We start from the raw sequence: 24,817 nt of genomic DNA, 5'->3' as shown, positions 1-24,817 counted from the left end.
CCGGCTCATTCACCCAGCTTGGCGTGCACCTCGGCCAGGTCGATCTCTCCGACCGGCATCTTGTTCGACGGATCCTCGAAGTCGTATTTGAACAGCTCGAAGTCCTTCTTGTAGATCTCGTAGACCAGATGCATCGACAGGTCGTCGAAGTAGTCCTCGACCGGATGCGCCCGCTTGGGCCCGTGCCCCTCGCTCTCGTTGAACCGCGGGATCGCGTTCAGATCGACAGGCACCTTCGTGTCGATATGGTCCAGAACGTCCTGCATCCCGGCGTTGAAATCCTCGGTCCAGAAAATCTTGTCGTAGGTCCCGCCATTCACGATGAAGGTCGAGATGTGACCCGACATGGCCGACCAGTGGATGTCCGGCTCCATCGGCCTGCGCCAGCGTATGGTATCGCGGGCGAACAGCAGGAACCGGCGGAAGCTCTTGATCTGGTCGAACTCCTCCTTGCCGTCCTCGCCGCCGACCTCGATCCCGTATTTCTGGATCAGCATCGGCACGAGGTTGCCGCGATATCGGTTGCCATTCCGCTGGATGCCGCAGATCTTGTCGAAGAAGGACGACAGGATGCGCGTATAGGGGTTCCGTACGCAGGTGAATGCATAGGACGTGTGACCGCGCACGTTCGCCTCGATCAGGGGCTGGCTCTCATCCATCGCCCACTTGTGCATCCCGTGCTGCGCATCGTGGATATCGCCGTCAAAGAACGCGCCATGGTCCGAATAGAACATGATCTGCCCGATGGTCGAGCAGGCGCATTTCGGGACGACCCGATAGACAACGCTCTCGCTTTCGGTCATCCAAGTGCCTGGAAAGCCCATTTCCGCTACAACCCCAACGTGCCAGACCCGCTTTTGTGCGGCCTTTCTGTTCTGATTGACAAAAAAGCAAAGTTATCCGGTTTTATCAATGCGGCTTCATGCGTATCTCTAGCCATACCCTGACACCGTTGCCGTAGCCTCACGCCCGACATGGCCTCGATCGCCTTCATATTGCTCTGCCACAAGGACCCAGATGGCATCATCCAGCAGGCCGAGCGCCTGACGGCTGTCGGCGACTACATGGCGATCCACTTCGACGCGCGGGCCAATCCGGCCGACTACCAGAAGATCAGGACAGCCCTGGACGACAACCCACGGGTGACTTTCGCCAAGAAGCGGATCAAGTGCGGCTGGGGCGAGTGGTCGCTGGTGCAGGCGACACTGAACGCGATCGAGGCGGCGGTCGACGCCTTTCCGCGTGCCACCCATTTCTACATGCTGTCGGGCGACTGCATGGCCGTCAAATCGGCCGAATTCGCGCATGATTACCTCGACGCGCACGACTGCGACTTCATCGAGAGCTTCGACTATTTCGAAAGCGACTGGATCAAGACCGGCTTCAAGGAAGAACGGCTGATCTACCGGCACTGGTTCAACGAACGCACCCACAAGGCGTGGTTCTACCGCTCGTTCGAGTTGCAGAAACGGCTGGGCCTGACCCGCGAGGTGCCCGAGGACCTTCAGATCATGATCGGGTCGCAGTGGTGGTGCCTGCGCCGCCGGACCATCGAATGGGTGCTGGATTTCTGCCGCACACGGCGGGACGTCATCCGGTTCTTCCGGACCACGTGGATCCCGGACGAGACGTTCTTCCAGACCATCGTCCGCCACCTCATCCCGGCGTCGGAAATCCAGTCCCGGACCCTGACGTTCCTGATGTTCACCGACTACGGGATGCCGGTGACTTTCTACAACGACCACTACAACCTGCTTCTCTCGCAGGATTTCCTCTTTGCCAGGAAAATCTCGCCCGAGGCGAAGGAGCTCCGGCGCAGGCTGGGCCAGCTCTATGCCGCCAAGGGCGTCAGTTTCGACGTCAGCAACGAAGGGCGGAACCTGTTCAGGTTCCTGACCGGTCAGGGCCGGATCGGCCAGCGGTTCGCCACCCGTTTCTGGGAGGCGGAATCGAGCCTCGGGCGGGAACGCGAACTGATGATCGTGATCTGCAAGAAATGGCACGTCGCCAAGCGCCTGCTGGAACGGATCCGGCAGGAAACCAACCTGCCCGCCATAGATTACCTGTTCCACGAGGAAGGCACGCCGCTGCCCGACCTGGGCGGCATCCAGCGCACGCTCAGCAAGCGGACGCGGCACCGCCGGGCCCTGATGCGGATGCTGTTCGACTACTACAACACCGACCGGATGCTGATCTGCATGGATCCGAACGGGATCGACCTGCTGAACGATTTCTGCAGCGACCGCGCCGTCACGCGGCTGCTCGAGGTCGAATGCCAGTTCACCGACGAATTTCTGGCAGGCCACGCCAAGCGGGTCGGCCTGGCGGGCGAAAGCACCCCCAAGGACGCTTTGAACCGGCTGTTGCCGACCATGCGCAACGACATCGCGTTCGAAGGCGACCGTATCCGGGACGCCGGGTTCGAGAACTTCTATCGCATCCGCGAACTCGATCCCCCGGAAAAGAACGCCGATGCGCTGTCCGAATTCCTGTCCATACCGCAAGAGAAGGCACGGCAGATCGCGGCGATGGACCACCTGTTTAGCGACTGAGGACCCTGAATGACCTACGTCTACGATGACCAGAACATCTTTGCCAAAATCCTGCGGGGCGAGATTCCCAACAAGACGGTGCTGGAAACCGAACACACGCTGGTGTTCGAGGACATCCGCCCGCAGGCGCCAATCCATGTGCTGGTGATACCCAAGGGTCCCTATGTCACCTACGACCACTTCGCCGCCGAGGCGAGCGATGCCGAGATCGTGGATTTCAACCGCGCGGTCGGGGCGGTGTGTCAGACACTCGGCGTGACGGCGGACATCGGCGAAGGCTGCCGCTTCATCTCCAACGCCGGGGAACATGGCGTGCAGGAGGTCCCGCACTACCACCTGCACATCCTCGGTGGCCGCAGGCTTGGCCGGATGCTGGAGAAGGCGGCGGGGTAATCCCCCTCACGGCCGACGCCTGCGCCCGGATATTACCGCGGCGGCAACCTGTCGTATTGCGGCACCCCTTTGGCCACGCAGTGGAACGGCTGCGCCTCGGCCATGTGGATCGCGGCACTCGGACCGCCGTAGAGCGTGGGATCGTCCATCGTGCCGACCTTGACCACCAGCGTCTGACCGCCGGGCTGCCGGGTGGTCAGATGCGTCCCGCAGGTCGGGCAGAAGTCGCGCGTCCGGGGCGCGTCGAGGTCAGGTCGCGTGAACTGCGACACCGTGCCCTGCGTGTAGGAAAACGCCCCGACCGGCATCATGATGAAGAAGTTCGGCCCCCCGCCCGAGACATACTGGCAGGGCCGGCACTGGCACTGCGCCTGGAACAGCGGCTCGCCGTCGACCGCGTAACGGATCGCGCCGCAGTAGCATCCACCCTGAAACTTCATGGCATCCTCCCTTTTTCGCCAGCCTACGCCCGCCACCCGGTCTTGCCCAGACCCGGCGGATCCACCATAGTCCGGCCCGGAGCCACGCCCGAGAAAGGATCGCCCGGATGCCCATCGACCCGCCCGAAACCAAGATCGTCGAGAGCCACAAGATCGCCTGCGACGGCGGCGAAGGCGCGCTCGGCCATCCGCGTGTGTGGCTGCATATCCCGGAAGAGACCGGGTTCGTCGAATGCGGCTATTGCGACGCGAAATACGTTCTGAAAGGTCGCGAGGCCGACGCGGGCGTCAGCGCCTCCTGACCGGGCTGATCGTGGCCGAATTCCCCCCTGGAGGGGGGCCTTCGGCCACGATGCCTCCGGCGGGAGTTTATCCGGCCAGATGAAGCAGGGGATCGGTCTGCCGCCCCGGTAGTGAGAAGGGGATGCGCATGGCTTTCGGCAAGGGATGTCACCTGCACCTGATCGACGGGTCGGCCTTCATCTTTCGCGCCTACCACGCGCTGCCGCCGCTGACGCGCAAGTCCGACGGGCTGCCGATCGGCGCGGTGTCCGGCTTCTGCAACATGCTGCACCGCTATGTCGAGGGGAACACCGGCCCCGACGCGCCGACCCACGTGGCGGTGGTGTTCGACAAGGGCAGCCATACGTTCCGCAACGACCTGTACGACCTCTACAAGGCCAACCGCGAGGCGATGCCCGAGGACCTGCGCCCGCAGATCCCGCTGACCCGGCGCGCGACCGAGGCGTTCAACATCGCCTGCAAGGAGCTCGAGGGCTACGAGGCGGACGACATCATTGCCACGCTCAGCTGCCAGGCGCGGGATGCAGGCGGGCGGGTGACGATCATCTCGTCGGACAAGGACCTGATGCAGCTGGTCGGCGACGGGGTCGAGATGCTGGACGCGATGAAGAACCTGCGGATCGACCGCGAGGGGGTCTTCGAAAAATTCGGCGTCTATCCGGAGCGTGTCGTCGACGTGCAGGCGCTGGCCGGGGACTCCGTCGACAACGTGCCGGGCGCGCCGGGGATCGGGATCAAGACCGCCGCGCTGCTGATCAACGAATACGGCGATCTGGACACGCTGCTGGAACGGGCGGGCGAGATCAAGCAGCCGAAGCGGCGCGAGACGCTGATCGAAAAGGCCGACCAGATCCGCCTGTCGCGGCGGCTGGTGCAGCTGGATTGCGAAACGCCGCTGGATTTCACCATCGACGATCTGGAGGTGCGCGATCCGGATCCGGAAACGCTGCTCGGCTTCCTGTCCGAGATGGAGTTCCGGACCCTGACCAAGCGCATTTCCGACGCGCTCGGGGTCGAGGCGCCGGCGATCCCCGAGGCACCTGCGCAGACCGAGGAGGACGCGCCCGCGAAGGTCGAGATGCCGTCCATCGACCCGGCGGCATACGAATGCGTATCGGACCGCGCGGCGCTGGACCGCTGGATCGCACTGATCCGCGAGCGGGGGTATGTGGCCGTCGACACCGAGACCACGGGACTGGACGAGATGCGCGCCGATCTGGTCGGCATCTGCCTGTCGGTCGAGCCGGGCAGCGCCTGTTACATCCCGGTCGGGCATAAGGCGGGCGAGGGCGAAGGGTTGTTCGGCGACGATACGCTGGCCGAGGGGCAGTTGCCGCTGAACGAGGTGCTGGATGCGCTGAAGCCGGTGCTGGAGGACGACGCGATCCTCAAGATCGGCCAGAACATGAAATACGACGCCAAGATCCTGAAGCGCTACGGGATCGAGGTCGCGCCCTTCGACGACACGATGCTGATCTCATACGCGCAGCACGCGGGCGAGCACGGGCACGGGATGGACACGCTGAGCGAGCTTTACCTCGCCCACACCCCGATCCCGATCAAGGACCTGCTGGGATCGGGCAAGAGCCAGATCACCTTCGACCGGGTGCCGATCGCCGAGGCGGTGAAATATGCCGCCGAGGATGCCGACATCACGCTGCGCCTGTGGCAGGTGCTGAAGCCGCAGCTGCATCGCCGCAAGGTCACGACCGTCTACGAGACGCTTGAGCGGCCGCTGGTGCCCGTGCTGGCCCGTATGGAGATGTCCGGGATCAAGGTCGACAGGGACACGCTGTCCCGGATGTCCAATGCCTTTGCCCAGAAGATGGCGGGGCTGGAGGACGAGATCCAGGAACTGGCGGGCGAGAAGTTCAACGTCGGCTCCCCGGCACAAGTCGGCGAGATCCTGTTCGACCGGATGGGTCTGCCGGGCGGGTCCAAGGGCAAGACGGGCAAGTACTCCACCCCGGCGGATGTGCTGGAGGATCTGGCGACAGAACACGACCTGCCCGCGCGGGTGCTGGACTGGCGTCAGCTGCAGAAGCTCAAGTCGACCTATACCGACGCGCTGCAGACGCACATCAACCCGGACACGGGCCGGGTGCACACGTCCTATTCCATCGCCGGGGCGAACACCGGGCGGCTGGCCTCGACCGATCCGAACCTGCAGAACATTCCCGTCCGTACCGAGGAGGGGCGCCGCATTCGCGAGGCTTTCGTCGCCGAACCGGGCAAGGTTCTTGTCTCGCTCGACTACAGCCAGATCGAACTGCGGATCCTCGCGCATATCGCCGGGATCGAGGCGCTCAAGGAGGCGTTCCACGAGGGACAGGACATTCACGCCGCCACCGCGTCGGAGATGTTCAACGTCCCGCTGGACGAGATGACGCCGGATGTGCGGCGGCAGGCCAAGGCGATCAACTTCGGCGTGATCTACGGGATCAGCGCCTTTGGCCTGGCCCGGAATCTGCGGATTCCGCGCGATCAGGCCAAGGGTTTCATCGACCGGTATTTCGAGCGCTTTCCGGGGATCAAGGAATACATGGACGAGACCGTGGCCTTCGCCAAGGAACACGGCTTTGTCCAGACGCTGTTCGGTCGCCGGATCAACACGCCCGAGATCAACGCAAAGGGCCCGCGCGCCGGGTTCGCGTGGCGCGCGGCGATCAACGCGCCGATCCAGGGCACGGCGGCGGATGTGATCCGGCGGGCGATGATCCGCATGGACGAGGCGATTGAGGGGCTCCCGGCGAAGATGCTGCTGCAGGTCCATGACGAACTGGTCTTCGAGGTCGAGAAGGGCGCCGAGGACGCGCTGATCAAGGCAGCCCGCGACGTGATGGAGAACGCGGCGGACCCGGCGGTGAAACTGTCCGTGCCGCTGGTCGTCGACGCGGGCACCGGCGCGAACTGGGCCGAGGCGCACTGAACCGGTCAGCGCCTCAGCGCACCCAGACCTCGACCCGGCGGTTGACCTGCCGCCCCCACGCGCTGTCGTCACAGGCCATCGGCATCGCCTCGCCAAAGGCTTCCGCCTCCAGCGTGATGCGTGCGGGATCCAGCGTTTCCGCGGCCGACAGGATCGCGCGACGGACGCTTTCGGCCCGGCGCAGGGCAATCTGGCGGTTCGACTGCGCGGGACCCTGCCCGTCCGAGAACCCGACAAACAGCAGGCGCCGTCCGTCGTATTCCCCAGCCTCAAGCGCGTCGGCCAGCAGGCGGATGTTCGACCGCGACTGTGCGTCCAGTGCCGACGAGCCCTGTTCGAAGCGGAACGAAACCGTCAGGCGACGCAGGGGGGACAGGGTGGCGACCATGCGCTGCAAATCCTCGAGCCCGGTTTCCTCCCCGGCCTGCGAAATCGCGTTGGCGAACCGGTCGCCCTGATCGGCGACCGGAATTTCTTCGGCCATCTGGTCGATGAACCCGGCCCTGCGGATCACCAGCTGTGCGGCAGGGGTGCTTAGATAAGCGTAAAACTCGCGCCCGACGCGCGGCAGACGGCGGACCGGCGTGTAGAGGAAGACCGGCGCGGTCAGGGGATAGTCTTCGGTCTTGGCGTTGCGCCGGGTGGCGGGGATCGAGAATCCGCATTCGCCCGACAGCGCCAGCTGTTTCGCGTTGCCGGTGTCGGCGGCGGTGGTCAGGGCGATGCCGAACGGGTCCGTCATCACGGCCCGCACCAAGGCGCGGTTGCTGACATGGCGGATCACGTCGGGGCGGAGCGTCGCCCGGATCGGACCAAGCAGGCGGTCCTCGGCGGCCTGGCTCAGCCCGGCGGCGGGGTCGCGCAGGTAGGTGCTGATCGGCGCGTCGGGTCCGCCCAGATCGGACCAGTTCACGATCCGGCCCGAGAATATGCCCGCCAGATCGGTCAGTGTGACCTCGGTCAGCGGGTGGCCCGGCGCGACGATCGGGACAAGCGCATCCAGCGCGAGCACCCGCGCCCGGCCCGGCCCGCGCAGATCGCCCATGCCCGCTTCCCATGCGCGGCTGGCCTCGTCCGGGCGCACCTCGCGCAGAGACATGACGATGTCCGTCTCGTTGGCCAGCAGGTCGGCGAAACCTTCGTCCGTATTGGTGGAATGGATCAGGAACCGCGCGGCCGCCTCACCGCTGCCGGAATCCGACAGCAGGTATTCCACCTGCCCGGCGCCGGCATCGCTGCGCGCGATCTTGTAGCCGCTGCGCAGGGCGAAGCCTTCGATCAGCGAAGGCAACAGGACCTCGCCGACCGACGAGGCGCCCGAGATGGCGATTTCGGCAACGTAGGCCTCGAGGTCCGGGCAGCCCGGCCCCTCGCACAGCACGCCGGTGCCATCGACCGTCAGCTCGCCATAGGCGGTCTCGACGCGATAGAACTGGCCGTCGAAGCCCAGCAGGTTGCCCGCGATTTCGACGCCGCCGTCGCGCGACGTCAGCGTCACGTCCTGCGCGGCCGCGCGGGTCGGGGCAAGCGCGAGGGCTGTCGCCACAACAAGATGTGCGGCGAAGATCGCCGCACAGGAAAATCGCATCTGAAGACCTCGGTGGTCGCGTTACTTCATCGCGATTGTCAGGTCATCCAGCGGGGTTTTCAACACCAGATAGTCACCCACGGCATCACAGTCCGGCATGGCGATCTGAATGTCCTGAACCGGGCGGCGCACGCCGCCATTGACCTGAACCGTCTGTGCCGTCAGGTCGCGGCCACAGGTGCCGTCCAGCACCTCGACCTCGACGAACAGGTCGATGTCCCCACCCGTCTTGGCCATGCCAGAGGGGAAGGTATAGACCTGCGCGAACCGGCCTTCGGACAGTGTCGGATCGCCCAGAACCATCAGAAAGCCACCCTCGCCGCGCGATGCGACGACGGGATCGCGCGGCGCGTCGGCGCTGACGTGGCCTTCATCGTCAAAGCCCGCGCCAAATTCCAGCGCGTGCAGGGCGACGCCCCGGGTGCCTTGGCCGAATACGACGGCGCGGTCGTAAAAAATCAGGCTGTCCACCGTCGTGATCGCGACCGCGGCACCGCCTGCGGCGATCTCGGCCGTGAAGCGCGCGGTTTCGGCCAGCGCGGGCACCGTGAGTTCGATCTGGCCCATGCTGTCGGTGAGTTCGGTAAAGCTGATGCCCGCATGGTGGAAAGTCACGCGGGTGTAGGGATCGCATTTGGACGAAAAGCTCAGATCGACCAGCGCGGCGATCGTCGGCGTGGCCGTCATCGTGATCGGGCAGGCCTCATCCACACGGGGGGCGTTCGGCAGGGTGTCGGGCAGCGCCTCGCTCATCGTCGCCAGCTTGGGCGAGACCGGCGGCAGGGCCACCGGGCGTGAAGGTTCGGGATCGCGGTCGGAGGAAGTCAGCGTAATGTCCGACACCGGGAGTTCGTCCGCGACCTCGACGGTCCGCGCCAGCGGGGCGGTGTCGATATCACCGGCGGCAAATTCACTGACGGCAAATGCCGCCTGAGGGGCAGGCGCGTCCCTGCCGATCTGCATCAGGAAGCCGACCGCGGCAGCAGTGCCGATTGTGCCGGCGGCAATCAGGACCTTGCTCGATTTCGCCATGTCACTCTCCGGTTCCGTTGCTGGCGTTAAGTCGGGCCGAAGTTGACGTGAGAAAGCGGCTGCGATGTGACGCAGCCGCGGAACCATTTTGGCATAGATTTGATCAGAACATGCCGCGCAGGCGCGCGGCGCGGTCAGAGCGCGCCGTGGCAGTGCTTGAACTTCTTGCCCGATCCACAGGGGCAGGGTTCGTTCCGGCCCGGCGTGCCCCATGTGGTCGGATCGTTCTCGTCGAACCCTTCGACCGCTTCGGCGGCGGTGCCCGGCTCCGGGACCGGCGTCGCCTGCGCCTGCTTGATGGCCTCGGCCTGCGCGCGCATCTGGGCCTGGAACGCCTCCATCTGTTGGCGCTGTTCCTCTTCGGTCATCGGGCGGACGTGGGCCAGCGTCGTGGTCACGTCCTCTCGCAGGCTGTCCAGCATCCCCTCGAACAGCTGGAACGCCTCTTTCTTGTATTCGTTCAGCGGGTCCTTCTGCGCATAGCCGCGGAAGCCCACGACCGACCGCAGGTGTTCCATGGTGAGCAGGTGGTCACGCCACTTCTGGTCGATGGTCTGCAGCAGGACCTGCTTTTCGATCCCGCGCATGTTCTCGGGGCCGAAGGCGCTGGCCTTTTTCGCCATCGCCTCGTCGCTGGCCTTTTCCAGACGTTCGATCATCACCTCGTCGTCGACGCCTTCCTCGGCGGCCCAGTCAACGACCGGAACGTCGATACCCAGCTTCTCGATCGCGGCGACATAGAGCCCTTCGGCATCCCACTGATCGGCATAGGCCTTGGGCGGAATGAACTCCTCGACCAGATCGTCGACGACCTCGTGGCGCATTTCCTCGACCATTTCCGAGAGGTCCTGCGATTCCATGATCTCCATGCGCTGCTTGAACACCAGCTTGCGCTGTTCGTTCATCACGTCATCGAACTTGAGGACGTTCTTGCGCATGTCGAAGTTGCGGCCTTCGACCTTGGCCTGCGCGCGTTCAAGAGACTTGTTCACCCAGGGATGGATGATCGCCTCGCCTTCCTTCATGCCGAGCGAGGACAGCACCTTGTCCAGCCGTTCGGACCCGAAGATGCGCATCAGGTCGTCTTCGAGCGACAGGAAGAAGCTCGACCGCCCCGGATCGCCCTGACGGCCCGACCGGCCGCGCAGCTGGTTGTCGATGCGGCGGCTTTCGTGACGTTCGGTGGCCAGAACGAACAGGCCGCCGGCCTCCTTCACCTTGGCCTCTTCGTCGGCATGCTCGGCCTCGATCCGGGCGCGGACCTGTTCGGGATCGGCCTCGGGATCGGCGGCCAGCGCCTCGATCACCTTCAGTTCGACGTTGCCGCCCAGTTTGATGTCGGTGCCGCGGCCCGCCATGTTGGTTGCGATGGTGATCGCCCCAAGCTTGCCCGCCTCGGCGACGATGGCTGCTTCCTGTTCGTGGTGCCGCGCGTTCAGGACGTTGTGCGGCAGCTTTTCCTTCTCAAGAAGTTGGGACAGGATTTCCGACTTTTCGATCGAGGTGGTCCCGACGAGGATCGGCTGACCCTTTTCATGCGCTTCCTGGATCGTCTTGACGATGGCTTCGTATTTCTCGCGGACGGTCCGGTAGACGGCGTCGTCCTCGTCCTTGCGGGCGATCGGCTTGTTGGTGGGCACCTCGACCACGCCAAGCCGGTAGATTTCCATGAATTCCTCGGCCTCGGTGATCGCGGTGCCGGTCATGCCGGCCAGCTTGTCATACAGGCGGAAGTAGTTCTGGAAGGTCACCTGCGCGAGCGTCACGTTCTCGGGCTGGATCTTGACGCCTTCCTTGGCCTCGATCGCCTGGTGCAGACCGTCGGACAGGCGGCGGCCGGACATCATGCGCCCGGTGAATTCGTCGATCAGCACGACCTCGTCGTTGCGGACGATGTAGTCCTTGTCGCGCTGGAACAGCTTGTGGGCCCGCAGGGCCTGGTTCACGTGGTGAACGACGGTGGTGCTTTCCGGATCATAAAGCGACTGCCCCTCGGGCAGGATGCCCCGGCGGTGCAGTTCGGTTTCCAGATACTCGTTGCCCTCGTCGGTAAAGGTCGACTGGCGCATCTTTTCGTCGACCGTGAACATTTCGTCCGTGATCGAGGGGATCAGGTCGTTGATCGTCTGGTACAGGTCGCTGCGGTCCTGAGCGGGGCCCGAGATGATCAGCGGCGTCCGCGCCTCGTCGATCAGGATCGAGTCGACTTCGTCCACGATCGCGAAGTTGTGCCCACGCTGGAACATGTCCTTGAGATCGGACTTCATGTTGTCGCGCAGGTAGTCGAAGCCCAGCTCGTTGTTCGTCGCATAGGTGACGTCGCAGCGGTAGGCGGCCAGCTTTTCGTCGTTGGGCTGCTGCGGGTAGACCGCGCCGGTGGTCAGGCCGAGCGCGCCGAACACCTTGCCCATCCACTCCGCGTCACGCCGGACGAGGTAGTCGTTGACCGTGACGATGTGCACGCCCTTGCCGGTCAGCGCGTTCAGGTAGGCCGGGAAGGTGGCGACCAGCGTCTTGCCCTCGCCGGTCTTCATCTCGGCGATATTGCCCTGGTGCAGGAAGATGCCGCCCATGAGCTGCACGTCGAAGGCCCGCAGCCCGAGCGCCCGCTTGGCCGCCTCGCGGCAGTTGGCAAAAGCCTCGGGCAGGATGTCGTCCAGACTCTCGCCGCCCATGGCGCGTTTGGCGAGCTCTTCGGTCTTGGCCTTGAGATCCTCGTCGCTCATCGCCTCGAACTCGGGCTCCAGCGCGTTGATCCTTTCGACTATCGGCCGTGTCGCCTTTACCTTACGGTCGTTCGGTGTCCCGAACACCTTCTTGGCGATTGTCCCGATACCCAGCATGTCAGATCCAGTTCGAACGTTGACGATTTCGTGCGGCTGCGCGGGGTTGTGTGGCGAGTCCCCGCCTCTTAGAAAAGGCCGGAAAATGCCACCCGCGCCTTGGAAACATAGGGGGATGTAAGTGGGTGGCAGGGTAGTGTCAACGCCGCGTGCCGGAACGTCGCGCCGCGCTGTAGGAAAGGATCCACATGACTGTTCAGATGACCCTGCGTGCCGGGCTGGCCGCGGCCGCCCTCATGATCCCGTCCGGGGCGTTCGCGCAGCCCGCCGACGCAACCAAGCCGGGCGAGAGCCAGGTTGAAACCGCAGCCACCCCCGCTGATGCCGATACGGTCGTCGCCACGGTGAACGGGATCGACGTGACGCTCGGCCATATGGTCATGATCCGCCGCGGCCTGCCCCAGCAGTACGATCAGCTGCCGCCCGACGTGCTGTTCCAGGGCATCCTCGACCAGCTGGTGCAGCAGATCGTGCTCGAACAGTCCTGGCAGGGCGACCTGCCGCGCGAGGTCGAGCTGGCGCTGGACAACGAACGCTCGGGCCGGGTCGCCAACGCGGCACTGAACAAGTACCTGGAAAGCGCGATCACCGAAGAGCAGATCAAGGCGGCCTATGACGAGAAATACGCGTCCGGCAGCGGCGAGATGGAATACAAGGCCCGTCACATCCTCGTCGAGACCGAGGAAGAGGCCAAGGCGCTGATCCAGGAACTGGACAACGGCGCCGACTTCGCCGCACTGGCGCGCGAGAAATCCACCGGTCCCTCGGGCCCCAACGGCGGTGATCTGGGCTGGTTCGGGCCGGGCATGATGGTGAAACCGTTCGAGGACGCCGCCGTCGCGCTGGAAGCAGGCAGCTACACCAAGGAACCGGTCGAAACTCAATTCGGCTGGCATGTCATCCTGCTGGAGGAAACCCGCGCCAAGGCCGCGCCGAACCTGAACGAGGTCCGGGGCGAGATCGAGCAGGAGTTGCAGCGCGACGCAGTGCAGGCCCATATTGACGGACTGGTCGAAAACGCCGAAATCGACCGGGGCGGGGCCGAGGGAATCGATCCGACCCTGCTGACAAAGGCTGACATTCTGGAGTAGTCCGCACATGGGCAAGTATCCCGTCTCTCCGCTCGCACCCGCGAATTTCCCCGACCTTCCGGTGATCGAGGGCGTGTCCTTCGCCACCGTCGCCGCAGGGGTCCGATACGCGGGGCGAACCGACGTGATGCTGGCCCGGCTTGCTCCGGGGTCCGTGATGGCCGGGGTCTTCACCCGGTCGTCCACCCGCTCCGCCCCCGTGCTCGACTGTCAGGCCAAGATCGGCGGCGACGGCGACGCGGGCGCGGCAATCGTCGTGAACTCGGGCAACGCCAACGCCTTTACCGGCCGCAACGGGATCGAGGCGACTCGTGCCGTCACCACCGCCGCGGCCAAGGCGCTCGGCCTGCCCGAGGATCGCGTGTTCAGCTCCTCCACCGGCGTCATCGGTGAAAAGCTCAAGCACGAGCGGATCACCGACAAGCTCGAGGAACTGAAAGCCGCGCTGGACCCTGCCAAGATCGGCGAGGCGGCGCAGGCGATCATGACCACCGACACCTATCCCAAGGGCGCAATGGCCGAAGCCGCGCTGCCCGGCGGCACCGTCAGGATCGCGGGCATCGCCAAGGGCTCCGGCATGATCGAGCCCAACATGGGCACGATGCTGGTCTACATCTTCACCGACGCCAAGATCGCCCGCGCGCCGCTGCAGGCCATGGTGTCGGACATCGCGGACCGCACGTTCAACTGCATCACCGTCGACAGCGACACCTCGACCTCGGACACGCTGCTGGTCGGTGCGACCGGCGCCTCGGGCGTCGCCGCCGAAGGCGAGGCGGCCTTTGCCGATGCGCTGCATGCCGTCATGCTGGACCTCGCCCATCAGGTGGTGAAGGACGGCGAGGGCGCGACCAAGTTCGTCGAGGTCGAGATCACCGGCGCCGCGTCGGACAGCGACGCGCGCATCCACGGCAAGGCCATCGCCAACTCGCCGCTGGTCAAGACCGCCATCGCGGGCGAGGATCCGAACTGGGGCCGCATCGTCATGGCGATCGGCAAGTCCGGGGCCGAGGCCGACCGCGACCAGATCACCATCCGATTCGGCGACATCCTCGTCGCGGAAAAGGGCTGGGTCGCCGAAAGCTACCGCGAGGATGACGGCGCGGGCTACATGAAGGGGCAGAACCTGAAGATCGCCGTGGACCTTGGCATTGGGGAAGGCCGGGCGACCGTCTGGACCTGCGACCTGACCCACCAGTACATCGCGATCAACGCCGACTACCGGTCGTGAAGATCGTCCTCGTCTCGGCCGTCGCACTGATCGACACCGACGGGCGCGTGCTGCTCACGCAGCGCCCCGAGGGCAAGTCGATGGCCGGGTTGTGGGAATTTCCCGGCGGCAAGGTCGAAGCCGGTGAAACGCCCGAAGCCGCGCTGATCCGGGAACTGCACGAGGAACTGGGGATCGACACATGGTCGTCATGCCTCGCGCCGCTGACCTTCGCGTCACATGGCTATGACGATTTCCACTTGCTCATGCCACTGTTCGCCTGCCGGAAGTGGCAGGGCACGCCGCAGGGGAAAGAGGGGCAGGCGCTGAAGTGGGTAAGGGCGGCCGATCTGCGTGACTATCCGATGCCCCCGGCGGATGTTCCACTGATTCCCATTTTGCGCGACTGGCTGTGAAAATCTTTCTGCAATTGCAATACCGCAGTGCAGAATTTTGGGCGCAAGCGTACCATTTAGGCCATGCATTTTTTCGGCATCCAACATTTAGGCTAAAATTGCTCAAAAAAGGAATGTATTGTTCACCCTTCTGCTGTAATACATCAGTTACGTTTCTCGTGGGGAGGAAACACAGAGATGCAGACGATCACAGTAGGGAACTATATCTCGGTTCAGGGAACCTTTGTCCGCCATTTGCCGGACGGCAGGATCGAAGTCCGAGTTGGCGACAAGGTGTTTGCCGGTAATCCGGTCAATCGTTCCACCGCCGCCTGACAGATCACCGAATCGGTGCGGCACTCAGCACTGAAGGCACAAACAACGGACGGGTCTTCGTGACCCGTTTTTTTTTCGCCCCCCATCTGACATCGACTGGCACCCGCGTTCGAAGTGCATAGTATCGCCGGGAAACGGACGGCGCGGGACATCATGGAATTGGGCTTTGTGCTGACCGCGCTGACCGCGGCCTTCTTCTACGCAATGGGTATTGTGCTTGCCCCGCTTGGTCTGCGGGTCGCGCCGCCGATTCCCGGTGCGTCGGTCAGCGTCCCGACCTCGGCGCTGTTTTTTGTCCTGATCGCACCCTTCACCTGGGATTTCGCGACCTACGACCAGACCAGCGCGATCATCTTTTTCTGCCTCGGCCTGTTCTTCCCCGCCGCCGTGACCCTGCTGAACTTTGCCGGCAACCGCAGGCTCGGGCCGAACCTGTCCGGCGCCCTCGGCAATCTGACGCCCCTCTTCGCCGTCGCTCTGGCCGCCGTCATGCTGAGCGAAACGCCGGGCCCCTGGCAGATGGTCGGCGTTCTGGCCGTTGTCGGCGGGCTCCTGTCACTGGCCGCCGAACGGGCGCGCCTGCACAGCCGCGCCGCCCTCTGGGCGCTTGGCCTCCCGCTGATCGCCTCGGTCCTGCGCGGCGCGGCCCAGCCGGTCGCCAAGCTGGGACTAGAAGGCTGGCCGGACGCCTTCGCCGCGACGACGCTGGGCTATGTCGCATCCGCGCTGGTGCTAATCACCGTCAAACGTGTCTTCGTCCCGGCCCCGCTGCCCCGCGACCCGCGTCTTCTTTGGTATTCTCTGACAGGCCTCTGCAACGGCCTGTCGGTCGTGTTCCTCTATGCCGCCCTGTCCAATGGTCCGGTGACGGTCGTCGCCCCGCTGCTGGCGACCTATCCGCTGTTCGTCATGGGGCTGAACCGTCTGATCCACCAGGATCGGACGCTGACGCGCACCTCGTTCATCGGGATCACGGTCTCGGTCGCCGGGATCGCGCTGGTTCTGGCCGCCGCCTAGGCCGGAAAGCAGAACGCGCCGCCCGAGGGCAGCGCGTTCCGTTTCGTATCAGGCGAAGGATCAGGCCAGTTTCCGGGCCACTTCCTCGCGCTCGAAGATCTCGATGACGTCGCCGGGGCGGATGTCTTCGTAGTTCTCGAAGGCCATGCCGCATTCCTGTCCCGACGGGACCGAGGCGACCTCGTCCTTGAAGCGCTTGAGCGTCTTCAGCGTGCCTTCGTGGATCACCACGTCGTCGCGCAACAGGCGGACACCGGCAGAGCGGCGCGCCACACCTTCGGTGACCAGGCAGCCTGCGACCTTGCCGACGTTGGAGACCCTGAAGACCTCCTTGATCTGCGCGTAGCCGATGAACTTCTCGCGGATCTCGGCGGACAGCATGCCCTCGGCCGCGGCCTTCACGTCGTCCACGAGGTCGTAGATCACGCTGTAGTAGCGAATCTCCACGCCCTTCTGGTTCGCGGAATTCCGCGCAGGTGCGTTCGCCCGGACGTTGAAGCCGAAGACCGGCGCGCCCGAAGCCTCGGCCAGGCCGATGTCCGATTCGGTGATGGCGCCGACGCCGGAGTGCAGCACGCGGACGCGCACCTCCTCGTTGCCGATCTTTTCCATCGCCTGCACGATCGCCTCGGCCGAGCCCTGCACGTCCGCCTTCACGACGATCGGCATCTCGGTGACGTTCTCGTCGTCCTTGGCCTTCTGCATCAGCTGTTCGAGCGTGGTCGCCGCACCGGCCGCCGCGCGCTTGTCCTTGGCCGCCTGCTGGCGGTACTCGGCAATCTCGCGCGCCTGCGCCTCGGTCGAGACGACGTTCAGGACATCGCCCGCCTCGGGCGTGCCGTTCAGACCCAGCACCTCGACGGGAACGGAGGGACCCGCTTCCTTGACGCGCTCGCCGCGGTCGTTCTCCATCGCGCGGACCTTGCCCCACTGCTCGCCGACGACAAAGATGTCGCCCTGCTTCAGCGTGCCCTTCTGCACGAGGACGGTCGCAACCGGGCCACGGCCCACGTCGAGCTGCGCCTCGATCACCGCACCTTCGGCGTTGCGATCCGGGTTGGCCTTGAGCTCGAGTATCTCGGACTGCAGCGCGATCGCTTCGAGAAGTTCGTCCAGACCTTCGCCGGTATGGGCCGACACCTCGACGTCCTGCACTTCGCCCGACAGCTTCTCGACGATGACTTCGTGCTGAAGCAGGTCGGTCCGCACCTTCTGGGGATTGGCCTCGGGCTTGTCGATCTTGTTGATCGCCACGATCATCGGGACCTTGGCGGCCTTGGCGTGGTTGATCGCCTCGACCGTCTGCGGCATCACGGCGTCATCCGCCGCAACCACCAGCACCACGATATCCGTCACCTGCGCGCCACGGGCCCGCATGGAGGTGAACGCGGCGTGGCCCGGCGTGTCGAGGAAGGTCAGCGTCGCGCCGCCATCCGTCGTCACCTGGTAGGCGCCGATGTGCTGGGTGATGCCGCCCGCTTCGCCCGCGACGACCTTGGCATTCCGGATTGCGTCCAGAAGCGAGGTCTTGCCGTGGTCGACGTGGCCCATGATCGTGATAACCGGCGGACGCGGCTTGAGATCTTCGGCCTTGTCGTCTGCGGTGGTGATGACCTGTTCGACATCGGAATCCGACACGCGGACCATCCGGTGGCCGAATTCCTCGACGATCAGTTCCGCCGTGTCGGCGTCGATCGACTGGTTCTGCGTGACCATCATGCCCATCTGCATGAGCGACTTGACCACGTCGGCGGCGCGTTCCGCCATCCGGTTCGCCAGTTCACCCACGGTGATCGCCTCGGGGACCTGAACGTCACGCACGACCTTTTCGCGGCTGACGGGCCCGCCCATGGCTTTCTGACGCGCACGCTCCTGCTTGCGCTTCATCGCGGCCAGCGACTTCTGCCGTCCGCCTTCGCCACCCGACAGGGCCTGGTTCAGTGTCAGCTTGCCGGACCGGCGGTTGCCGTCGTCGCCGCCACGGCCCTTGCGGCCGCCGCGATCGTCACGGTCGTTGCGGTCGGGCTGCGCGGGCGCGCCACTGCGGCCCGCAGGCGCGTTGGTGCGCGCGGCGGGGGCGCCGCGTCCACGGGTCCCCTGATCCTCGGCCGGTGCGGCGGCGCTGGCGGCGGCAGCGGCTGCGGCGCGCTTGGCCGCTTCCTCTTCCTCGCGCTTCTGGCGCTCTTCCTCTTCGGCCTTGGCCTTCAGCGCCTCTTCGCGCTCGCGCTCTTCGCGCGCCTTGGCTTCCGCTTCCTCGCGGCGGCGCTCGCGCTCTTCCTCGCGGGCCTTTTCCTCGGCCTCACGCTGCGCGGCTTCCTCGACCTCGCGGGCCTTCGCGGCCTGAAGCGCCCTCAGGCGGCGCTCCATCTCCGCGTCGGAAATACCGGCGGGACGCTTGGAGGGATCGCCAAGAGGGCGGCCGCCCCCCGGCTTGTCGCCACCCGACTGACCGGGCTTGGGCACGACGACGCGCTTGCGCTTGGTTTCCACCACGACGTTCTTGGTCCGTCCGTGGCTGAAGCTCTGCTTCACATTCCCCGAACGGGGTCCACGCACGCCCAGAGTTTTCTTGCCGTCTTGGTCACTCATATACGTCATATATCCTTTCAGGCGGGGCTCTGCCCGCCAGAGTCGACGCGCAGGCCCTTCAGCCGTTGCGCCTCCTCTACAACACGTTTCGCCAGACCGCCAGTCGCCAAAGCCGCATGCACGGTGGTTTGACGGCCGAACGCCTGTCCGATTTCGTCAGCCGAGAGGCATCCGACAAAGCGGGCCCCCTCGGGTGTCCAGAGCTTCGACTTGCCCCGGCCGGAGCCGTCGTGGGCCTGGATCAATACCTTGACCTGACCCTTGTCGAGCCAGTCACGCACCTTTTCGAACCCCGAAATGGCCAGCCCGGATTTCCGGGCCAGCGCGATCAGTTCGACCAGGTGGCGCGCGAGGATCCCCTCGACCAGCCCGGCCATGTCCTCGGGCACCTCGACCGGCTGACGGGCAGCACGGGCGAACATCTTCTTCTTCACCGCCGTCTCGATCGCGCCGCGGTCGGCGCTGACCCAGATGCCGCGGCCCGGCAGCTTGCCCAGAACATCCGGGACCACCTGCCCGTCAGGCCCGACCACAAATCGGATCAGGCCGGACTTCGGCTGCGCCTCGCCCGTGACGATGCATTTCCGTTCTGGACCGTCGGTCCGGTCCTTTGTCACGCCGCCACGGGTCATCCGCGCCTCCGGGGGTCAGGGCCTCAGGCCCCGGCCTCCTCTTCCTCGGCTTCGCCATCCTCGGCATCGGCCTCTTCGGCCTCAAGCTCGGTCGGATCGACCCAGCCGAGCATGACACGGGCGGTCATCACCAGGTGCTGGGCTTCGTCGAGGGACATGTCGAACTTCTCGAGCAGGCCCTCGTCCTTGACGCGCTCGCCGTTGACCGTCGTCCAGCCGCCGGCCAGTTCCCAGTCCGCGCAGGTGGCGAAGTCTTCGAGCGTCTTCACGCCGTCCTCGGCCAGTGCTTCAACCATCTGGGGTGTCAGGCCGTCGAATTCAATAAGGCTGTCCTCGGCACCCAGTTCGCGGGCATGAGCCAGCGCCGCCTTGGCCTGCGCCTCGAGGTAGTCGCGGGCACGGGCCTGCAGCTCCTCGGCGGTCGACTCGTCGACGCCGTCGATGACCAGCAGTTCGTCCTGCTCGACATAGGCGACTTCTTCGAGGTTAGTGAAGCCTTCGGAGACCAGAAGCTGGGCAAAGAATTCGTCCAGATCCAGCGTGTCGACGAACAGCTTGGTGCGTTCCTCGAACTCGGCCTGACGGCGCTTCGACTCTTCCTCTTCGGTCATGATGTCGATGTCGAGCCCGGTCAGCTGCGACGCCAGACGCACGTTCTGACCGCGACGGCCGATGGCCAGCGACAGCTGCTCGTCCGGCACCACGACCTCGATCCGCTCCGCGTCCTCGTCCAGAACCACCTTCGACACTTCGGCCGGCTGCAGCGCGTTGACGAGGAAGGTCGGGATGTCCTCGGACCACGGGATGATGTCGATCTTTTCGCCCTGCAGTTCGTTCACCACCGCCTGCACGCGCGACCCGCGCATACCGACGCAGGCGCCGACGGGGTCGATCGAGTTGTCGTAGGAGATGACGGCGATCTTGGCGCGCGAACCGGGGTCACGGGCAACGGCCTTGATCTCGATGATGCCGTCGTAGATTTCCGGCACTTCCATCTTGAACAGCTCGGCCATGAACTGCGGATCGGTGCGCGACAGGAAGATCTGCGGCCCGCGCGTCTCGCGGCGGACATCCTTGATGTAGCAGCGGATGCGGTCGTTCGGGCGATAGGCCTCGCGGCCGATCTTCTCGTTCCGGCGCAGGATGGCTTCGCCACGGCCCACGTCGACGATGACGTTGCCGTATTCCTCGCGCTTGACGACGCCGTTGATGATGGTCCCGGCGCGGTCCTTGAACTCTTCGTACTGGCGGTCACGCTCGGCTTCGCGGACCTTCTGCAGGATGACCTGCTTGGCCGACTGAGCGGCGATCCGTCCCATGTCGACCGGCGGCACTTCCTCGACGTAGGTGTCACCCACCTGCGGATCAGCCATGTACTGCTTGGCCTGCTCGACCGTCATCTCGGCCTGGTAGTTCTCCAGCAGCTCGTCCTCGACCACGGTGCGGACGCGGGTGAAGGTCGCGCGGCCGGTCTTGCGGTCGATCTTGACCCGGATGTCCATTTCCGAGCCGTAGCGCGACTTGGCGGCACGGGCGAGCGACTCTTCCATCGCCTCGACGACGAGGCCGGGGTCGATCATCTTCTCGCGCGCGACAGCCTCGGCGGTTTGCAGCAGCTCAAGCTGGTTTGCAGAGGTAATTGCCATATCCCTTAGTCCTCCTCGGAACCATTATCCGCCTCGATCTCGTCGAAGGCGCTTTCGTCAAGCTGGCCCGCGTCTTTCCGGGCCTTGAGCATTTCCTTGATCAGCTCGTCCGTCAGGACCAGCTTGGCGTCGGACAGCCAGTCGAATTTCAGCCCGACGGTGCCCTGTTCGATGTTGATCAGAACCTCGTCGTCCTCGACCCCGGCCAGCACGCCCTTGAAGCGGCGCTGCCCGTCGATCATCTGCTCGGTCTCGATCCGGGCCTCGTAACCTTCGTAGGTGTCGAAATCCTTCAGCCGGGTCAGCGGACGGTCGATGCCGGGGCTGGAGACCTCCAGCGCGTAGGGGTCGGTGATCGGGTCCTCGACATCCAGCACAGCGGAGACGGCGGTCGAGATCTTTGCACACTCGTCCACCTCGATCCCGCCGCCGGGACGTTCCGCCATGATCTGCAAGGTCTTGCTGGACATGGCCCCGCCCATCAGGCGGATGCGAACCAGTTCGAAGCCCATGTCTTCGATCACGGGGGTGACGATCTCGGCCAGGCGCCGGTCGATGGCGGCTTTGGCGATCAGGTCGGTCATACGGGGGCCTTTCGGGGCACAAAAAAACGGGCGCGCGGCCCGACGATGTTTCCCGGTGGAGCTTCGGTGCAGGACCGGCGCGCCGCTGATGACGCGCATATAGGGGGAATCGGGGGGCCGCGCAAGTCCCGCCGGCCCGCCTTGCGCGAAACCCGCCGGGGGCGCAGCATGGCCACGGGGCAGAGAGGTGCGCACATGAAGGATCCCACCGTCGAAATGGCCATATCCTACTACCGCGTCCGGCAGGTGCTGGGCGGGCTGGGGATTGCCCTGCCCTTCCTGCTGCTCGCCGCCGGTCTGGTCGAGGACGCGCGCATCCTGCCGTCGATGAGTGACTATTATCACAGCCTTCAGCGGGACATCTTCGTCGGCTGCCTTTTTGCCATCGGGATGTTCCTGATCGCCTACAAGGGCCACGGGCCCGAGGGGGCCGAGCGGGTGTCGGACGACTTCGTCACCAGCCTCGCAGGCTTCGCCGCGCTCGCGGTGGCGCTCTTCCCCAACGAATCGCAGACCGGAGACATCATCACCGTCACGCAGGCCGCCGTCGGCCTGAAGGTGGCGGTCGGCGCGCATTACCTCGCCGCGCAGGTGTTCCTGTTCTCGCTCGCCTACATGTGCCTCGTGAAATTCGCCCGCACCGCCAGCCCCGCGCGCCGCCGCATCTACCGCGCCTGCGGTGTCGCGATCATCGGTGCGGGGCTGCTGGCCACCCTCTCGGCCTACCTGCGCGCCCGCGGCGGCGAGGCGGCGCAGGCCTTCGTTCAGGACAATGCCATCGTCTTCTGGTGCGAAGCGGGCGGGGTCTGGGCCTTCGGCATCGCGTGGCTGACCAAGGGCCGCGCCGAACTGCTGCTGTCCCGCAAGTATCGCACACGTGCCGGAGCGGCCTGACGGCATTCCCCTTGCCCGCATCCCGTGCTAGCCCTGCGCCGGACAGGATACATGAGGATCGCATGCAATGAAGGACGTGATGAAGACGCCGCCGGGCGAAGGCTGGGAAAAGGTCGAGGATGACGGCTTTATCGGTCACGTCGGACCGTTCTGGCGCAAGGACGACGGCAAGGGCGGCGAGATCATCGGCTTCATCGCGGACGACTATCACCGCAACATCAACGGCGTCGTGCAGGGCGGGATGCTGATGACGCTGGCCGACCGGGGCATGGGCCGTCAGGTCCGCCACGCAAACGGCGGCAAGCCGGTGGCGACGGTGAACTTCAGCTACGACTTCATCGGCGCGGGCCAGATCGGGACCTTCGTGATCCTCTACCCCAAGATCACCAAGCAGACCGGCACCATGACCTTCATGGAAAGCGAAGTGCACGCGGACGGAGAGCTGATCGGCCGCGCCCACGGGATCTGGCGCAAGTTCAAGGGGAAGTGACGGCGGTCGCTTCCCCGGCCCCTTCCAGTTCCGATTTCAAGCGCGCGATCAGTCCGACCGCGCCGCTGGCGTAATCCCCGATCCAGCGGTCGTTGATCCGCTTGATCGGCATCACGTCGAGGTGGTTCCACCTGAGCCGCCCCTGCCTCCGCGCGACGACGATCCCGGCCTCTTCCAGCACCCCCAGATGCTGCATCACCGCGCAGCGCCCAAGTTCCGGCAGACGTGCATCCAGCGCGCCGGTGGTCATCGGTTCCTCGCGCAGCAGGTCCATGATCCGCCGCCGGTGCGGCGAGGCGAGCGCGCGGAAAACCTTGTCGTCGTCGGGCTGTTCTGACATGTTACGAATCTATAACATATGTAGACACCACGCAACAGGAGCCGTCATGAAACCGAGGTTCGAAGTCAGCGGCCGCATCGCGAAACCGGTCGAAGAGGTGTTCGAGGCGGTCGTCGATCCCGGCATTCTGTCGGAATACTTCACCACGGGCGGCGCCAAGGGGCGCCTGACGCCCGGCGCGACGGTTACGTGGGATTTCCATGACTTCCCCGGCGCCTTCCCGGTCTTCGTGACCGAGGTCGAACAGAACACCCGCATCGTCCTGAAATGGGGCGGCGAGACGCCGGAGCATCCGGCCAACACCCTCGTCACCATGCGGTTCGAGGCGCTGGAGGACGGGCGGACGCTCGTGTCGATCACAGAGGAAGGGTTCGACCCCGGCGACGACGGGATCAGGCAGTCCTACGGCAACTGCATGGGCTGGTCACAGATGATCTGCGCCATGAAGGCCTGGCTGGAACACGGCATCAACCTGCGGGCAGGGATGTATCGTTAATCGTCCTGCGCCGCGATCCGGTCCATCGCGCGCACCAGCTCCTCGCTGATCTGCGGTTCGGACAGGGCGTGGCCGGAATGGCTGGCCATCCTGAGTTCGGAATTGGGCCAGCGCGACGACAGTTCGTAGGCCATGCGCGGTGGACAGATCATGTCGTAGCGGCCCTGAACGATGACGCCGGGAATATCGCCGATCCGGTCCATCCGGTTCAGGATGTGCCCGTCTTCCTCAAGGAAGCCGTTGTTCGTGAAATAGTGGTTCTCGAGCCGGGCGAAGGCGCGGGCATAGTCGCCCGGCGGCTCGCCCCCCAGCCCGCTGGACGACATCGAGGCCAGCGCGTTTTCCCACTGCGACCAGGCGCGGGCATAGCGCACCTCTTCGGCCTGGTTTCCGGAGAACAGGCGCTTGTGGTATGCCGCGATCATGTCGTCGCGCTCGTCCTCGGGGATGATCCCCGCGAACCGCGCCCAGGCTTCGGGCCAGAAATTGCCCGCGCCGCCGCCATAGAACCAGTCCAGCTCGGCCTGCGTCATCAGGAAGACGCCGCGCAGGATCAGGTGACTGACCCGGTCTGGATGGGTCTGGGCATAGATCAGCGCCAGTGTCGCGCCCCAGCTGCCGCCGAAAACCGCCCAGCGCTCGACACCCACGGTTTCGCGGATCTGTTCGATGTCGCGCACCAGGTCCCACGTCGTGTTGGCATAGACGCTGGCATGGGGCCGCGACCGGCCACAGCCGCGCTGGTCGAACAGGATCACGTGGTATTTCTCGGGGTCGAAATAGCGCCGCATCGCCGGGCTGCATCCGCCCCCCGGCCCGCCGTGCAGAACCACGACCGGAATGCCGTCCGGCTTGCCGGACTGTTCCATGTAGACGGTATGACCATTCCCGACCTCCAGCATCCGGCGATCGAACGGGTCGATCGGCGGATAGAGGAAATGGGCTGCGCTCTTTTGGCCGGAGTATTTGTCCATATTCGTCCTATATAGGGGGGCACAACCGGACGCCAGAATGAGT

The 24,817-nt window shown here is 65.1% G+C and carries 23 protein-coding genes; 12 read left to right on the top strand and 11 right to left on the bottom strand.

The window, feature by feature from the left end:
- Window positions 1-5 precede the first annotated feature (5 nt).
- Window positions 6-824 carry a sulfotransferase family protein gene (locus ATO6_RS04005; RefSeq protein WP_088622626.1) on the bottom strand — a complete coding sequence of 273 codons (819 nt, stop codon included), beginning with the start codon at window positions 822-824 and terminating at the stop codon, window positions 6-8.
- A 150-nt stretch (window positions 825-974) separates the two neighbouring features.
- Here ATO6_RS04005 and ATO6_RS04000 point away from each other — a divergent pair, with 150 nt between their 5' ends.
- Both ATO6_RS04000 and ATO6_RS03995 read left to right on the top strand, forming a co-directional pair.
- On the top strand, window positions 975-2,552 hold the full coding sequence (locus tag ATO6_RS04000) for a DUF5928 domain-containing protein (protein WP_088622625.1): 1,578 nt from the start codon (window positions 975-977) through the stop codon (window positions 2,550-2,552).
- A gap of 9 nt (window positions 2,553-2,561) precedes the next feature.
- Window positions 2,562-2,945, top strand: coding sequence for an HIT domain-containing protein (locus ATO6_RS03995; RefSeq protein ID WP_088622624.1), 384 nt, complete (start codon window positions 2,562-2,564; stop codon window positions 2,943-2,945).
- A 32-nt stretch (window positions 2,946-2,977) separates the two neighbouring features.
- Here the strand turns inward: ATO6_RS03995 and ATO6_RS03990 are convergent, their stop codons facing one another.
- Window positions 2,978-3,385, bottom strand: coding sequence for a GFA family protein (locus ATO6_RS03990; protein WP_088622623.1), 408 nt, complete (start codon window positions 3,383-3,385; stop codon window positions 2,978-2,980).
- 107 nt (window positions 3,386-3,492) lie between these two features.
- Between ATO6_RS03990 and ATO6_RS03985 the strand changes: the two genes are divergently transcribed.
- Both ATO6_RS03985 and polA read left to right on the top strand, forming a co-directional pair.
- Window positions 3,493-3,687, top strand: coding sequence for a zinc-finger domain-containing protein (locus ATO6_RS03985; protein ID WP_088622622.1), 195 nt, complete (start codon window positions 3,493-3,495; stop codon window positions 3,685-3,687).
- A gap of 122 nt (window positions 3,688-3,809) precedes the next feature.
- Entirely contained in the window at window positions 3,810-6,617 is a 2,808-nt protein-coding gene (gene polA / locus ATO6_RS03980; RefSeq protein WP_088622621.1) for a DNA polymerase I, read from the top strand.
- A 13-nt stretch (window positions 6,618-6,630) separates the two neighbouring features.
- Here the strand turns inward: polA and ATO6_RS03975 are convergent, their stop codons facing one another.
- The 3 genes from ATO6_RS03975 to secA all read right to left on the bottom strand — a co-directional run bounded on the left by ATO6_RS03975 (window position 6,631) and on the right by secA (window position 12,080).
- On the bottom strand, window positions 6,631-8,205 hold the full coding sequence (locus ATO6_RS03975) for a phosphate ABC transporter substrate-binding/OmpA family protein (RefSeq protein ID WP_088622620.1): 1,575 nt from the start codon (window positions 8,203-8,205) through the stop codon (window positions 6,631-6,633).
- Between the two features lie 21 nt (window positions 8,206-8,226).
- Window positions 8,227-9,237, bottom strand: coding sequence for a hypothetical protein (locus tag ATO6_RS03970; protein ID WP_088622619.1), 1,011 nt, complete (start codon window positions 9,235-9,237; stop codon window positions 8,227-8,229).
- A 134-nt stretch (window positions 9,238-9,371) separates the two neighbouring features.
- Entirely contained in the window at window positions 9,372-12,080 is a 2,709-nt protein-coding gene (gene secA / locus ATO6_RS03965; RefSeq protein ID WP_088622618.1) for a preprotein translocase subunit SecA, read from the bottom strand.
- Window positions 12,081-12,268: 188 nt separating this feature from the next.
- On the opposite strand from secA, the gene ATO6_RS03960 reads away from it, so the two are divergent.
- The 5 genes from ATO6_RS03960 (at window position 12,269) to ATO6_RS03940 (ending at window position 16,129) form a co-directional block, all read left to right on the top strand.
- On the top strand, window positions 12,269-13,171 hold the full coding sequence (locus ATO6_RS03960; RefSeq protein ID WP_088622617.1) for a peptidylprolyl isomerase: 903 nt from the start codon (window positions 12,269-12,271) through the stop codon (window positions 13,169-13,171).
- Window positions 13,172-13,178: 7 nt separating this feature from the next.
- Window positions 13,179-14,402: a bifunctional glutamate N-acetyltransferase/amino-acid acetyltransferase ArgJ gene (argJ, locus tag ATO6_RS03955; RefSeq protein ID WP_088622616.1), complete on the top strand. Its 1,224-nt coding sequence runs from the start codon at window positions 13,179-13,181 to the stop codon at window positions 14,400-14,402.
- Window positions 14,399-14,797, top strand: a complete 399-nt coding sequence (gene mutT / locus ATO6_RS03950) for an 8-oxo-dGTP diphosphatase MutT (protein ID WP_088622615.1) — start codon at window positions 14,399-14,401, stop codon at window positions 14,795-14,797. The genes argJ and mutT overlap by 4 nt, the downstream gene beginning before the upstream one ends.
- Before the next feature lie 177 nt (window positions 14,798-14,974).
- Window positions 14,975-15,112 carry a hypothetical protein gene (locus ATO6_RS24975; RefSeq protein WP_088622614.1) on the top strand — a complete coding sequence of 46 codons (138 nt, stop codon included), beginning with the start codon at window positions 14,975-14,977 and terminating at the stop codon, window positions 15,110-15,112.
- A gap of 153 nt (window positions 15,113-15,265) precedes the next feature.
- A complete protein-coding gene (locus ATO6_RS03940) occupies window positions 15,266-16,129 on the top strand; it encodes an EamA family transporter (protein WP_088622613.1) in 864 nt (287 codons plus the stop codon).
- Between the two features lie 60 nt (window positions 16,130-16,189).
- Here ATO6_RS03940 and infB read toward each other — a convergent pair whose 3' ends face one another.
- From infB to rimP, 4 genes are read right to left on the bottom strand one after another with little or no spacing between them, the layout of a single operon-like run.
- On the bottom strand, window positions 16,190-18,718 hold the full coding sequence (infB, locus tag ATO6_RS03935) for a translation initiation factor IF-2 (protein WP_088622612.1): 2,529 nt from the start codon (window positions 18,716-18,718) through the stop codon (window positions 16,190-16,192).
- Window positions 18,719-18,735: 17 nt separating this feature from the next.
- Window positions 18,736-19,350: an RNA-binding protein gene (locus ATO6_RS03930; protein WP_088622611.1), complete on the bottom strand. Its 615-nt coding sequence runs from the start codon at window positions 19,348-19,350 to the stop codon at window positions 18,736-18,738.
- 23 nt (window positions 19,351-19,373) lie between these two features.
- Entirely contained in the window at window positions 19,374-20,996 is a 1,623-nt protein-coding gene (nusA, locus tag ATO6_RS03925) for a transcription termination factor NusA (RefSeq protein ID WP_088622610.1), read from the bottom strand.
- 5 nt (window positions 20,997-21,001) lie between these two features.
- A complete protein-coding gene (gene rimP, locus ATO6_RS03920) occupies window positions 21,002-21,580 on the bottom strand; it encodes a ribosome maturation factor RimP (RefSeq protein ID WP_088622609.1) in 579 nt (192 codons plus the stop codon).
- A 195-nt stretch (window positions 21,581-21,775) separates the two neighbouring features.
- Here rimP and ATO6_RS03915 point away from each other — a divergent pair, with 195 nt between their 5' ends.
- Both ATO6_RS03915 and ATO6_RS03910 read left to right on the top strand, forming a co-directional pair.
- Window positions 21,776-22,474 (top strand): hypothetical protein, encoded by a 699-nt coding sequence (locus tag ATO6_RS03915; RefSeq protein ID WP_088622608.1) that lies wholly within the window; start codon window positions 21,776-21,778, stop codon window positions 22,472-22,474.
- A gap of 67 nt (window positions 22,475-22,541) precedes the next feature.
- The gene (locus ATO6_RS03910; RefSeq protein ID WP_088622607.1) at window positions 22,542-22,964 is read left to right on the top strand and encodes a PaaI family thioesterase; all 423 of its coding nucleotides are present in this window, start codon (window positions 22,542-22,544) and stop codon (window positions 22,962-22,964) included.
- Here ATO6_RS03910 and ATO6_RS03905 read toward each other — a convergent pair.
- Window positions 22,951-23,304: a helix-turn-helix transcriptional regulator gene (locus ATO6_RS03905; protein WP_088622606.1), complete on the bottom strand. Its 354-nt coding sequence runs from the start codon at window positions 23,302-23,304 to the stop codon at window positions 22,951-22,953. The genes ATO6_RS03910 and ATO6_RS03905 overlap by 14 nt on opposite strands.
- A 46-nt stretch (window positions 23,305-23,350) precedes the next feature.
- Between ATO6_RS03905 and ATO6_RS03900 the strand changes: the two genes are divergently transcribed.
- Window positions 23,351-23,800 (top strand): SRPBCC family protein, encoded by a 450-nt coding sequence (locus ATO6_RS03900; protein ID WP_088622605.1) that lies wholly within the window; start codon window positions 23,351-23,353, stop codon window positions 23,798-23,800.
- Here the strand turns inward: ATO6_RS03900 and pip are convergent.
- Window positions 23,797-24,774: a prolyl aminopeptidase gene (gene pip, locus ATO6_RS03895; protein ID WP_088622604.1), complete on the bottom strand. Its 978-nt coding sequence runs from the start codon at window positions 24,772-24,774 to the stop codon at window positions 23,797-23,799. The two genes, ATO6_RS03900 and pip, sit on opposite strands and share 4 nt — an antisense overlap.
- Window positions 24,775-24,817 lie beyond the last annotated feature (43 nt).

Source organism: Oceanicola sp. 22II-s10i, assembly GCF_002210105.1.
GTDB lineage: Bacteria > Pseudomonadota > Alphaproteobacteria > Rhodobacterales > Rhodobacteraceae > Pseudooceanicola.
This window is presented reverse-complemented; position numbering and strand designations above follow the sequence as displayed.